This window comes from Curtobacterium pusillum (genome assembly GCF_007673235.1).
Lineage (GTDB): Bacteria > Actinomycetota > Actinomycetes > Actinomycetales > Microbacteriaceae > Curtobacterium > Curtobacterium pusillum_C.
Genome location: NZ_VDZH01000004.1, coordinates 411,969 through 424,542 on the forward strand (window position 1 = coordinate 411,969; position 12,574 = coordinate 424,542).

Below are 12,574 nucleotides of genomic sequence, written 5' to 3' on the forward strand. Positions count from 1 at the left end.
ACGAGCGTAACCCGTCCGCACTGCGCCGCACCCGTAGAGTTGTCATCCGAACGGAGTGTGCGTGTCAGAGAAAGAGTCGAACTGGAAGTTCGCCGAGGACATCGTCTCGGAGTCCGAGGTGATCGCCCGTGCTCGTGAGCACTCCCTCGAGCTCGGGGTGGAGGCGATCTCCCCCGCCATCGGTGCGCAGATCGGCGTCGTCGCGGCGGCATCGCGGGCGACGAGCATCATCGAGATCGGCACCGGACTCGGCGTGTCCGGACTGTACCTGCTCGGCGGCGCACCGACCGCGACCCTGACGACGATCGACGTCGAGGTCGACCACCAGCAGTACGCCCGCGACGCCTACATCGCGGCCGGCACCGCACCCGCCCGCATCCGGCTCATCCCCGGCCGTGCGAACCAGGTGCTGCCGCGCATGAACGAGGCGTCGTACGACGTCGTCCTCGTCGACGCCGACCCAGAGCACGTAATCGAGTACGTCGAGCACGGGCTGCGGCTCGCTCGCGTCGGCGGGACCGTGCTGGTGCCGCACGCGCTCTGGCGTGGCCGGGTCGCCGACCCGGTGAAGCGGGACCGCGCGACCACCGACTTCCGGCTGCTCCTGACCGAGGTGTCGACCTCGGGTGCGGTCATCAGCGCGCTGTCTCCGGCGGGCGACGGGCTGCTGCAGATGACGAAGGTGTCCGCGTAGCCGCTCAGTCGAGGTGGCGCAGGTAGCGCTCCGGGGACTCCAGGAACGCCCGCTGGTTGCGCACCAGGTCCAGGTCGCCCCAGGCGGTGCGGCGGATGCCCCAGTCCCCGACCTCGTGGATGGTCGCGCCCGGGAACGCAGCGAGCACCGGCGAGTGCGTCGACAGCACGACCTGGCCGATGCCGCTCTCGACGATGGACTGTAGCAGGCCGATGAGCGCCAGACAGCCGGAGAACGACAGCGCCGACTCCGGTTCGTCGAGGATCCAGAGCCCGGGCCACTGCGATCGGTCGATCACGAAGTCCAGGAACGACTCGCCGTGGCTGCGCTCGTGGAAGACCGGCTCCGGTCGGGGGCCCGGGTGCTCCTCGAGGAACGTGAACAGCCCGTGCATGGTCTCGGCGCGCAGGAAGAACCCGCCCTTCGCGGCGCCGGGCTCCCGGACGAGCACGAGGTGTTCCCAGAGCTGCGACTCGGTCGCGCGGGTGGTGTGCCCGGACATCGTCGAACCACCCTCCGGCCCCATCCCGAACGCGAGGGCGATCGCCTCGACCAGGGTCGACTTGCCGACGCCGTTGTCGCCGACGAACACCGTCACGGGATCGAGGTCGAGCCCGTCGTCGAGGAGCTGGCGGACGGGCGCGAGGGTCCCGGGCCACTGATCGCGCGCCAGTGGGTCCGGCGCGTACTCCTCGACGCGGCGGATCGGCAGGCGGGTCCGTGGCACCCGTTCATCCTGCCGGACGGTACCGACAGCGCGGTCCCGGACGGCACCGACAGCGCTATCCCGAACGGCGCCGACAGCGCTGTCCCGAACTGCGCCGACGCCTCTGTCCCGGACGCGAAGGAGCCCGGAGCGTACGCGCTCCGGGCTCCCCCGTTCGGTGCTTCGACGTACTAGGCCGAGACGACCTCGGCGAGTGCGTCGTGGAGTTCCTTGGCCTCGGCATCGTTGACCGAGACGACCAGGCGGCCTCCACCTTCGAGCGGAACCCGCACGATGATGAGTCGACCCTCCTTAACAGCCTCCATCGGCCCGTCACCGGTCCTCGGCTTCATGGCTGCCATCAGATGTCCCCTTTCGTGCAGTACATGCCCGCTCATTATCTCGTATCGATGGGGGAACTGCGAAACCGCCCAGGTTGGGGGTGGCGAATCGCGACGTTCTCGCGGGTCGGATTCCTAACCTTGGCGTGTGCCGAACATCCGCTCCACGCGTCGTCCACACGCAGATCCCGCGCTCGAAGCCGTCCCGCCGGGCGTGCGGGTGGCCGGTGCGTTCTCGTGGCGGATCCTCGTCGTCGTCGCCGCCATCGCCATCGTCGTCGTCCTCGTGGTCCTGCTGCGCGACATCGTGGTGCCGTTCCTCGTCGGCCTGCTCGTCTGCGCTCTGCTCGCGCCCCTGTCGGCGTTCCTCCAGCGGCACCGGTGGCCGAAGTGGCTGGCGGTCCTGTCGTGCCTCGTCGGCGTCCTGGTCGCCCTCGGGGTCCTCGCGCTGGTCGTCACCGCGCAGATCCGGTACGACCTCCCGTCCCTCGCACACCGACTCGACCACAACGTGCAGTCGCTGCAGACGCTGTTGGCGACGGAACCGTTCGGCATCACGGCGTCACAGGTGACGAAGTGGCTCGCTGACGGGACCAGGTTCCTGCAGACGCACGCGTCGTCGATCCTGTCGGGTGCGCTCGAGGCCGGGAGCGGGCTCGTGCACGCCCTCGAGGGGCTCTTCATCGTGGTCTTCACGACGATCTTCGTGCTCGTCGACGGGCCTCGGATCTGGTCCTGGACGGTGCGGCTGTTCCCCCGGCGGGCCCGCCCCCGCATCGACGTCGCCGGGCACGCCGGATGGAAGACACTGACGAGCTTCATCCGCGTCCAGCTCGTCGTCGCCGTCACCGACGCGCTCGGGATCGTCATCGGCGCCCTGGCGCTCCAGGTGCCACTCGCCATCCCGATCGGCGTCATCGTGTTCTTCGGGGCGTTCGTCCCGGTCGTCGGTGCCATCGTCGCCGGCGGCGTCGCCGTGCTCGTCGCGCTGGTGTTCAACGGTTGGGTCCCGGCACTCGTGATGCTCGGCGTGGTCATCGTCGTGCAGCAGCTGGAGAGCCACGTCCTGCACCCGTTCCTCACCGGCAGCGCCGTCAAGGTCCACCCGCTCGGCGTCGTGCTCGGCGTGACGGCCGGCACCACGATCGCCGGGGTGGTCGGGGCGTTCTTCGCGGTGCCGTTCATCGCCACGGTCAACTCGATGATCACGGCCGCGGCAGCGTGGCGCCCGGATGACCCGGCGCCGTCAGCGCCGCCGACCGGACCGACCACCGATCACGGCGGCGTCCAGTCGTAGCCGTCCACCCACCAGCAGTAGTACAGCCACACCCACTGCAGGGCGAGGCACACGACGACGACCGCCACCCGGTACACCCGTGACCGCGGCAGTGCGACGATCCCGAGCAGGGGTGCGATCGGCAGCAGGATGCGCCAGGTACTCGACTGCGGGAAGAACACGGCCAGCAGGTACACGACGTAGGCGACACCCCAGAGCCGCAGCTCCAGACCGATCCGCCGCGCCGCCGGCATGAACACGAACGCCGCAAACCCGACGACCACCACGGCGAGCAGGATCGCCCCGGCCGGCTGGCGGAACCACCACCCGAAGCCCTGGATCCAGGGGGCGAACGGCACGAGTTCCTTCCACCCGATGTACGACGAGCGCCAGGCGAGCTCGGTGTCCGTGTACGCCTTCGGCACCCCGGTGACCGCCCACGCGATCGCCGGCCACGCGAGCCCGACGACCCCGGAGACCACCGCCACCACCGCGGGCGGCACGAACCGTCGGACGGTCAGCGGTGCGGACTCACGGACCCACGTCGGCCGGACGAACCAGGCGCCCAGGAACAGCACGATGAGGAACGCGAACGCGAGCCCGGTCGGCCGGGTCATCCCGAGCAGCAGCACGACGGGCAGCATCGTCCACCAGCGGCGTTCCACCATCAGGACGAGGGCGACGAGGAGCAGGAACATCCCCATCGACTCGGCGTACGCCACCTGGAACATCACGGCGACCGGTGCGACGCAGAACAGCACGGTGGCGAACGTCGCCCGCGCCGGGTCGAGGAACTTCCCCATCAGCCGACGGAAGACGAGCGCGGCACCCCAACCGAACAGCAGGGAGACCGACACCGCGACGAGCTCGAACGACGCCCCGGTGAGCACCATGAGCCCGCGGACCAGGAACGGGTACGCGGGCATGAACGCCCACGCGTTCTCCGTCACGTGCCCGGCGGCGTCCACCGGCAGCGTCGACGGGTACCCGCTCGCCGCGATCACGCGGTACCAGGCGCCGTCCCAGATCGACGAGAACGAGAGCAGCCCCGGGTGCTGCACGGTGAAGGAGTTCGCGGCCTGGACGCTCGCGAACGCCGAGAGCATCACGCCCGTGACGACGCGCGCGAGCACGTAGACGACCGTGATCCGCGCCCACCACGGCACGACGCGGTAGCGGGCGTGCCAGCGGGCTCGGGCGGGGCTCAGCCGGGTCGACCCGGCCGTGGTCAGGCCGTCAGCCACCGACGCAGACCGTCCTCGACCGAGGTGATCTGGTCGACGGGGACCTGCTCGTCGTCGTGGTGCGCGAACACGGGCTCGCCCGGACCGTAGTTGACGGCGGGGACCCCGAGGGCGGAGAAGCGGGCGACGTCGGTCCAGCCGTACTTCGGGCGGGGCGCGGGGCCACCGACCGCGGCGACGAAGTCCTGCGCGAGCGCGGCGTCGAGCCCCGGACGGGCACCGGCGGCGAGGTCGACGATCTGCACGTCGTACCCGTCGAAGAGCTCGCGGATGTGGGCGACTGCTTCGTCCGCGCTGCGCGAGGGGGCGAACCGGTAGTTGACGTGCACCATCGCTTCGTCGGGGATGACGTTGCCGGCGATGCCACCGGAGATGCCGACGGCGTTGAGGCCCTCGCGGTACTCCAGCCCGTCGACCGTGACGGCGCGGGGCTCGTACGCGGCGAGGGTCGCCAGGATCGGTGCCGCCTTGTGGATCGCGTTGTCGCCGATCCAGCTGCGGGCACTGTGCGACCGCTTGCCGAAGGTGCGGATCTCGGCGCGGAGGTTGCCGTTGCAGCCACCCTCGATCTGCGCCCCGGAGGGCTCCCCCAGGATGGCGAAGTCGCCGGCGAGGAGCTCGGGACGCGTCCGGGCCAGACGGCCGAGGCCGTTGAGCGAGTCGCTCACCTCCTCGTGGTCGTAGAACACCCACGTGACGTCGACGCTCGGGTCCGCGAGGTCGTACGCGAGCTTCAGCTGCACGGCGACGCCGGCCTTCATGTCGACGGTGCCGCGCCCCCAGAGGACCCGCTGCCCGTCGACCTCGCGGAAGGAGGTCGGCAGGTTGTCGTTCAGCGGCACCGTGTCGATGTGCCCGGCGATGACGACGCGGCGGTCCCGGCCGAGGTTCGTGCGCGCGACGATGGCGTCGCCGTCGCGGATCACCTCGAGGTGCGCGAGCGGCGTGAGGGCCGCTTCGATCGCGTCGGCGAGCGGTCCCTCGTTGCCGGACACCGACTCGATGTCGCAGATGGCACGGGTGATGTCGATGGACGAGGCGGTGAGGTCGAGCTGCTCCGGCATGCGGGAAGCCTACCGGCCGACCCTTGAGTACCCTGGTCCGGTGACCGACACGACCGCTGCCACCGACCTCCCGACCCACGCCTGGGGCCACGGCCTCGCGACGATCGCCGCCGACGGCACGACGCTGGACACCTGGTACCCGGAGACGCACCTCGGCGCACTGCCGACCGACGAGGCCTTCCCCGCCGAACTGCAGGCGCACGTCGGCGACGACGCCCGCCGCGACGTCCGCATCGAGGCCGTCACGACCGAGGTCACCATCGACGCCGCCCCGTCGAGCACCGAGGACGCGTACCTGCGTCTGCACCTCCTGAGCCACCTGCACGTGCGCCCGAACGAGATCAACCTCGACGGCGTCTTCGCGTACCTGCCGATCGTCGCGTGGACGAACGCCGGCCCCGTGCACCCCGACTCCCTCACGCGCTTGCGTCCGGGCCTGCAGCGCGCGGGCATCGCCGTGCACGCCATCGACAAGTTCCCGCGCCTGGTCGACTACGTCGTCCCGGACCGCGTCCGCATCGGTGACGCCAACCGCGTCCGTCTCGGTGCGCACCTCGCACCGGGCACGACCGTGATGCACGAGGGCTTCGTGAACTTCAACGCGGGCACCCTCGGCGACGCCATGATCGAGGGCCGTGTCTCGCAGGGAGTCGTCGTCGGCAACGGCACCGACATCGGCGGCGGGGCGTCCATCATGGGCACGCTCTCCGGCGGCGGCACGCACCGGGTCTCCCTCGGTGAGCGCGCACTCCTCGGGGCGAACGCCGGCCTCGGCATCTCGCTCGGCGACGACTCCGTCATCGAGGCGGGTCTCTACGTGACGGCCGGCACGAAGGTCGTCCTCGTCGGTGCGGCACCGAACCCGGACGGCACCCCGAAGACCGTCAAGGCCGCTGAGCTCTCCGGCACCCCGAACATCCTGTTCCGCCGCAACTCGCTCTCCGGCGCCGTCGAGGCGCTCCAGCGCCAGGGGCAGGGCATCCAGCTCAACACCGCGCTCCACGCGTGACGCACCGGACTGGAGGCACGGTGCCAGCCCGCCCCGCGCCTCCAGTCCGACACTGAGTGAGCAGCAATGGTCGGGTCCCGTCTCGGGACCCGACCATTCGTGCTCTCTGAACGCGCCGCGCCGCGCGTCAGCGCGCGGGCAGGTCGCGCTCCGGGTGTCCGACGTACAGCTGCTGCGGGCGGCCGATCTTGTTGAGCGGGTCGTTGTTCAGCTCGCGCCACTGGGCGATCCAGCCGGGCAGCCGCCCGATGGCGAACAGGACCGTGAACATCCGCGGCGGGAAGCCCATCGCCTTGTAGATGATGCCCGTGTAGAAGTCGACGTTGGGGTAGAGCTTGCGGCTGACGAAGTACTCGTCCTCCAGCGCGATCCCCTCGAGCTCCATCGCGATGTCGAGCAGGTCGTCCTGCACGCCCAGCGCTTCGAGCACCTCGTGCGCGGACTCCTTCACGAGCTTGGCGCGCGGGTCGTAGTTCTTGTAGACGCGGTGTCCGAAGCCCATGAGCTTCACCCCGCGCTCCTTGTTCTTCACCCGCTCGACGAAGCGCTGCACGGGCTCGCCGGAGTCCTTGATCTGCTGGAGCATCTCGAGGACGGCCTCGTTCGCGCCGCCGTGCAGCGGGCCGTACAGGGCGTTGATCCCGGCGGAGATCGAGGCGAACATGTTCGCCTTCGTCGACCCGACCAGGCGGACGGTCGCCGTGGAGGCGTTCTGCTCGTGGTCCTCGTGCAGGATCAGCAGCCGCTCGAGCGCCTTGGACAGCACCGGGTTCGGCACGTACGTCTCGGCCATGGTGCCGAAGTTCAGGCGCAGGAAGTTGTCGACGAACGACAGCGAGTTGTCCGGGTACAGGAACGCCTGTCCGATGGCCTTCTTGTGCGCGTACGCGGCGATGACCGGGAGCTTGGCGAGGAGACGCACGGTCTGCAGCTCGACCTTCTCCGGGTCGTCGACGTCCATGTCGTCCTCGTAGTAGGTCGACAGGGCACTGACGGCGCTGGAGAGGACGGACATCGGGTGCGCCGAGTGCGGGAGGGCGTCGAAGAGGCGACGGAGGTCCTCGTGCAGCAGCGTGTGCCGACGGATGCGGGCGTCGAAGTCGGCCAGCTCGGCCTCGTTCGGCAGCTCACCGTAGATGAGGAGCCAGGCGACCTCGAGGAAGGTGCAGTTCGAGGCGACCTGGTCGATCGGGTAGCCGCGGTACCGCAGGATGCCCTGGTCGCCGTCGATGTAGGTGATGGCGCTCTTCGTCGACCCGGTGTTCACGAACCCGTAGTCGAGCGTGTTCATCCCGGTCTGCTTCTTGAACGTCGAGATGTCGATGGTGGACGCACCGTCGACGCTCGGCAGGATCGGGAACTCCGCCGTGCCGCCCGGGTACGTCAGCGTCGCGGTCTCCGTCGTCTGCTCGGCGGCGGGACTCACGGGGACGGGCGTGGTGGGCGGTGTGGCCGTCTTCTGAGCGTCATTGGCAGTGTCAGTCACGATGACAGCCTAATCGCGCCCACTGTCGGTCGTGCACACATCGAGCCTCAGGACTTGGTGGGAACCACGGATTGCGCGCAGCGCGAAAGCGTCAGGCGGACGCCAGACGCTGGGCACTCGCCAGGCGCTGGGCGGCTGCGGCGATGCGCTCGTCGGTCGCCGTGAGCGCCACGCGCACGTGCTCGGACCCCGCCGGACCGTAGAACGTACCGGGAGCGACGAGGATGCCGCGTTCGGCCAGCCACGCCACGGTGTCCAGGGCGGGCTCGCCGCGGGTGGCCCAGAGGTACAGGCCGGCGTCGCTGTGGTCGATCCGGAAGCCGGCACCCTCGAGTGCCCGTCGGAGCATGTTCCGTCGGGCCCGGTAGCGCGCCTTCTGCTGCTGCACGTGGCTCTCGTCGGCGAGGGCGACGATCATGGCCTCCTGCACGGGCAGCGGCGGCATCATGCCAGTGTGCTTCCGGACCGCCAGGACGTCGGCGAGGACCGCTGCGTCACCGGCGACGAACGCGGCACGGTACCCGGCGAGGTTCGACTGCTTCGACAGCGAGTACACGCTGAGGACGCCGTCGAGCGAGTCGCCCACCACGCGGGGGTCGAGGATCGTCGGGGTCGGGGTGGTGTCGTACGGTGCGACCCAGCCGAGTTCGGCGTAGCACTCGTCTCCGACGATGACCGCACCGAGCTCACGGGCGCGGGCGACCGCGACCCGGAGGTCCTCGACGGACAGCACGCGGCCGTCGGGGTTGCCCGGCGAGTTCAGCCAGACGAGCTTCGTCGATTCCGGCCACGCCGCGGGGTCGTCGGACGCCAGGGCGGTGGCTCCGACCAGCGCCGCACCGAGCTCGTACGTCGGGTACGCGGCCGCGGGGAACACCACGGTGTCGCCGCGCCCGATGCCGAGCCAGAGCGCCAGCCCGGCGATGAACTCCTTCGAGCCGATCGTCGGCAGCACCTGGTCGGGCGTCAGCGTCACGCCCTGGCGTCGGCCGTACCAGGCGGCGATCGCCTCACGCAGGGCCGGGGTGCCGGCGACCTGCGGGTAGGCGTGCGCGTCCGTGGCCTCGGCGAGTGCCGTGCGCACGACCGCGGGTGTCGGGTCGACGGGCGAGCCGACGCTGAGGTCGACGATGCCGCCCTCGTAGGCTGCGGCCTGCTGCTTGAACGGGACCAGCTGGTCCCAGGGGAAGTCGGGGAGGTCGAGCGCCACGTGCGAGCTCCGGTTCAGCCGCGGGGCGGTTCGGCCATGACGACCGGGTGGTCCTTGTGGATCACACCGACCTTCGCGGCACCGCCGGGCGAACCGACCTCCTCGAAGAACTCGACGTTGGCCTTGTAGTAGTCGGCCCACTCGTCGGGGAGGTCGTCCTCGTAGTAGATCGCCTCGACCGGGCAGACGGGCTCACACGCACCGCAGTCGACGCACTCGTCGGGGTGGATGTACAGCGACCGGTCACCCTCGTAGATGCAGTCGACCGGGCATTCGTCGATGCACGCGCGGTCCTTCACGTCGACACAGGGCTGGGCGATCACGTACGTCACGGCTGGGGTGCTCCCTTCGGACTGAGCGTTGTCAAGTCTACTCGCGGCGGGCGGGATCCCCTGACCGCGAGCCGGTGCCGACATCGGTACCCACGCGCGCACCGGACCGCAGCCCGGACAGGTCCGGCCATGCCAGCACGAGCGCGGCGACCACGGCCGGCCCGAACGTCCACACGTACCCCGCGGTGTTCGCGAGGACGAGCGGCGAGCTCTGCCCACCGACGGACACGAGGACCTGGGTCGCCAGGATGATCCCGAGCCCGACGGCGGCGACCATCGCCCGCGAGCGGTACAGGAGCCGGATGCCGACGGTCAGCCCGACCACGATCAGCGACGTGAGGACCATGCCGATCGGGAACGCACCGAGGGTCTGCTGGTGGGTGACCGTGCCGAGCCCGCCGACGACGAGTCCGAGCACGAGGGCGACGACGACCGCGGTGACCTTCCCCTGGCCGGACATCTCGGCGTAGGTCTGCGGGGCCGGAACCGCGGGGGCGTCGGCGTGGCGGAACGCCTCCACGGCGGGAGCGTGGTGGCGGACACCGTGCGGCATCACCCACGAGAGCGCGGTCGGGTCGGCGGGGTCCGCCGGGTCGACGGTCACCTGCGAGCGGTACTGCTCGACGGCGGCACGGAGCTTCGCCCGGACCGGCAGGACGTCGACCGTGACGTCGGCTTCGGTCGTCGTCGGGTCGACGATCATCGAGAACGGCAGTTCCTCGGCCCTGGCTGCGTACCGCGCGGCGTGGTGGACGCGGACGTGGTCCGGGTGGCCGTACCCGCCGTCGTCGGCGTAGCTGACCACGGCGTCGGCGGCGGTGGACCGGATCGCGGCCCGGATGTCGTCCACGACCTCGCCGAGGTCCGCCGCCGTCAGCGAGTCGGCAGGGGCGTCGTCGGCGGCGATCGCACGGCCGTCCGGCCCCCACTGCATGCCGGAGTCGCTGTAGCGCCGCTCCGGGAGGTCGGTCGGACGTGCTCCCGCCCCACCGAGCCACAGGTGCGCCGGTCCCCCGAGGGCAGCCAGCGCGCCGGCGATCTCGGTCTCCCGGTGGGCGGCGACACGGGGACCGTCGCCGAAGAGCGGCGCGAGCAGCGGTGTGAGCATCTCGCCGCGCTCACCCCGCGTCGCGGTGAGCACGGTGACCTCGGCGCCCAGCTCGAGCAGCGTGGCGATCGTCCCGCCCGACGAGAGCGTCTCGTCGTCGGGGTGGGCGTGCACGAACAGCACGCGTTCGGGGCGGGTGGCAGCGACCTTCGACATCGGGTCCCAGCGTACGGGCTGGGCGACTAACGGGGCGTCACGATGTACGTCGCGGTCACGCCGTCCGCGCCGTCCGAGAAGGTCAGGACGACCCGGTACGCGTCGCTGCGGAACATCCCGAAGGCACTCGACGAGTCCGCGCGCTTCGCCGACTCCGTGAACCCGGCGTCGGTGAGCTGCTGGTCGGCGGTCGCGAAGTCGTCCACCGACGACGCGCGCACCTGGGCGACCCAGCCGGAGCCGTTCGGCCCCGCACCGCCGCCGAGCACGGTGCCGTCGACGAGCGGGACCTCGGTCGTCGGGAAGCCGTCGGGCACCTTGCCGTCGGAGGTCACGTTCGTGCCCTTGAGCGCCGTGTCGAGCGCACCGTCGATCCCTCCGGCGACCGAGGCCATGCCGTCCTGGATCGCCTTGCCGTCGATCCCCTTGACCCCGTCGGCGACGCTCGACGCCACCGAGGACCCGAGGTCCGTCGCCTGCTTCACGGCGTCGGACGAGCAGCCGGCCAGGCCGGCGAGGGCGATGCCGGCAGCGACGGCGGCGATCAGGGTGCGGGTCGGGGTGCGCATGCGCAGAACCCTAGAGGGCCAGCCGGGAGGCGCGGCGTGAGTCCCCTGGGAACGTCACGTGCGTGACGGGGTCGCGCCGCGCCTCCCGGTCGCCTTGTGCAGGACCGCCTGCGTCAGGCGACGTACGCGCGCGTCGCCGCCACGAGGGCGTCGACGCCCACCGGGATGGCCGTCTCGGCCTGCGGCGCGTAGAACGGCGAGTGGTTGCTCGGGATGTCCTCACCGCGGCGGAAGAGCTCCGGGTCCGTGATGCCCGTGAACCAGTAGACGAGCGGTGCGCCGCTGGCCGTGGCGAGCTGCCCGACGTCCTCGGACGCCATCGCGAGCCCGATCTCGAGGTCCCGGGCGCCGGACACCTCGGCACGGATCGCGTCGAGGACGACCTGCGCCTGCTCGGCGTCGTTCACGGTGACCTCGGCGCCGGGCGAGCGCACGATCGTCGGCTCGGGCAGCCCGCCGGCCTCGCTCTCGGCTCGGACGATCCGCTCGATCGACGCGATGATCCGCGCGCGGGTCCCCTCGTTGCGGGCACGCGTCGAGATCTCGATGACGGCCTGGTCCGGGATGATGTTCGCGCGGGTGCCGGAGTGGAAGCTGCCGACGGTGACGACGCCGGCGTCGCTCGGCGAGACCTCGCGCGAGACCACGGTCTGCAGGCGGACGACGGCGGACGCGGCCGTGACGATCGGGTCGAGGGACGCCTGCGGGGCGGAACCGTGCGCGCCCCGGCCGTTGAACGTCACGGTGAGCCGGTCGCTCGATGCCATCACCGGGCCGCTGCCCACCGCGACGATGCCGACGGGTGCCGGCGCGGAGTGCTGCCCGAGGACGACGTCGGGCTTCGGGAACCGGTCGACCAGGCCGTCCTCGACCATGGACCGGGCGCCGGAGATGACCTCTTCGGCGGGCTGGAAGACGGCGACGACCGTGCCGTGCCAGTCGTCCGTGGTCGCGGCGAGGCGTTCGAGGGTGCCGAGCAGCCACGTCACGTGGATGTCGTGGCCGCAGGCGTGCATCGTCGGGACGTCGTTGCCCTCTTCGTCGGTGCCGCGGTGCTCGCTCGCGTAGGGCAGGCCGGTGCGCTCCTGCACGGGCAACCCGTCCATGTCGGCGCGGAGCCACACCACGGGGCCCTCGCCGTTCGACAGCACGCCCACGACGCCGGTCCGGCCGACGCCCGTCGTCACCTCGATCCCGCCGATCTCCTCGAGCTTCGCGGCGACGATGCCCGCCGTGCGGTGCTCCTGGAAGCCGAGCTCGGGGTGTGCGTGGAGGTCCTGGTACAGCGAGAGGAGGTCGAGAGTCACGCACCCCACGCTACAACCGAAGACCGGCCCGGCCACCTCGACGAGGTGACCGGGCCGGTCGTGGAGGGCGTG

The 12,574-nt window shown here is 71.0% G+C and carries 13 protein-coding genes; 3 read left to right on the forward strand and 10 right to left on the reverse strand.

What is annotated here, in order from left to right:
* Window positions 1-61 precede the first annotated feature (61 nt).
* Complete coding sequence (locus FS532_RS13600; RefSeq protein WP_097180672.1) at window positions 62-694, forward strand: O-methyltransferase; 633 nt, start codon at window positions 62-64, stop codon at window positions 692-694.
* 4 nt (window positions 695-698) lie between these two features.
* On the opposite strand, the gene FS532_RS13605 is transcribed toward FS532_RS13600, so the two are convergent.
* Together FS532_RS13605 and FS532_RS13610 are read right to left on the reverse strand one after the other, a co-directional pair.
* Window positions 699-1,421 carry an AAA family ATPase gene (locus tag FS532_RS13605; protein WP_144755244.1) on the reverse strand — a complete coding sequence of 241 codons (723 nt, stop codon included), beginning with the start codon at window positions 1,419-1,421 and terminating at the stop codon, window positions 699-701.
* A gap of 170 nt (window positions 1,422-1,591) precedes the next feature.
* Window positions 1,592-1,762, reverse strand: coding sequence for a DUF3117 domain-containing protein (locus tag FS532_RS13610; RefSeq protein WP_017887054.1), 171 nt, complete (start codon window positions 1,760-1,762; stop codon window positions 1,592-1,594).
* A gap of 127 nt (window positions 1,763-1,889) precedes the next feature.
* Between FS532_RS13610 and FS532_RS13615 the strand changes: the two genes are divergently transcribed.
* A complete protein-coding gene (locus FS532_RS13615) occupies window positions 1,890-3,038 on the forward strand; it encodes an AI-2E family transporter (protein WP_144755247.1) in 1,149 nt (382 codons plus the stop codon).
* Here FS532_RS13615 and FS532_RS13620 read toward each other — a convergent pair.
* Both FS532_RS13620 and dapE read right to left on the reverse strand, forming a co-directional pair.
* Window positions 3,017-4,261 carry a mannosyltransferase family protein gene (locus FS532_RS13620; RefSeq protein ID WP_144755250.1) on the reverse strand — a complete coding sequence of 415 codons (1,245 nt, stop codon included), beginning with the start codon at window positions 4,259-4,261 and terminating at the stop codon, window positions 3,017-3,019. The genes FS532_RS13615 and FS532_RS13620 overlap by 22 nt on opposite strands.
* Window positions 4,246-5,325, reverse strand: coding sequence for a succinyl-diaminopimelate desuccinylase (gene dapE / locus FS532_RS13625; protein WP_144755253.1), 1,080 nt, complete (start codon window positions 5,323-5,325; stop codon window positions 4,246-4,248). The genes FS532_RS13620 and dapE overlap by 16 nt, the downstream gene beginning before the upstream one ends.
* Here dapE and dapD point away from each other — a divergent pair.
* Entirely contained in the window at window positions 5,324-6,334 is a 1,011-nt protein-coding gene (dapD, locus tag FS532_RS13630; protein ID WP_440130716.1) for a 2,3,4,5-tetrahydropyridine-2,6-dicarboxylate N-succinyltransferase, read from the forward strand. The two genes, dapE and dapD, sit on opposite strands and share 2 nt — an antisense overlap.
* Before the next feature lie 127 nt (window positions 6,335-6,461).
* Here the strand turns inward: dapD and FS532_RS13635 are convergent, their stop codons facing one another.
* The 6 genes from FS532_RS13635 to FS532_RS13660 all read right to left on the reverse strand — a co-directional run bounded on the left by FS532_RS13635 (window position 6,462) and on the right by FS532_RS13660 (window position 12,502).
* Entirely contained in the window at window positions 6,462-7,760 is a 1,299-nt protein-coding gene (locus FS532_RS13635; protein ID WP_079238432.1) for a citrate synthase, read from the reverse strand.
* Between the two features lie 151 nt (window positions 7,761-7,911).
* Window positions 7,912-9,030, reverse strand: coding sequence for a succinyldiaminopimelate transaminase (dapC, locus tag FS532_RS13640; protein ID WP_144755259.1), 1,119 nt, complete (start codon window positions 9,028-9,030; stop codon window positions 7,912-7,914).
* Window positions 9,031-9,044: 14 nt separating this feature from the next.
* Window positions 9,045-9,362, reverse strand: a complete 318-nt coding sequence (gene fdxA, locus FS532_RS13645) for a ferredoxin (RefSeq protein WP_058728223.1) — start codon at window positions 9,360-9,362, stop codon at window positions 9,045-9,047.
* 37 nt (window positions 9,363-9,399) lie between these two features.
* Window positions 9,400-10,626 carry a PIG-L family deacetylase gene (locus FS532_RS13650; protein ID WP_144755262.1) on the reverse strand — a complete coding sequence of 409 codons (1,227 nt, stop codon included), beginning with the start codon at window positions 10,624-10,626 and terminating at the stop codon, window positions 9,400-9,402.
* Between the two features lie 26 nt (window positions 10,627-10,652).
* Window positions 10,653-11,195: a hypothetical protein gene (locus tag FS532_RS13655; protein ID WP_144755265.1), complete on the reverse strand. Its 543-nt coding sequence runs from the start codon at window positions 11,193-11,195 to the stop codon at window positions 10,653-10,655.
* 113 nt (window positions 11,196-11,308) lie between these two features.
* Complete coding sequence (locus FS532_RS13660; RefSeq protein ID WP_186322040.1) at window positions 11,309-12,502, reverse strand: amidohydrolase; 1,194 nt, start codon at window positions 12,500-12,502, stop codon at window positions 11,309-11,311.
* Window positions 12,503-12,574: the final 72 nt, after the last annotated feature.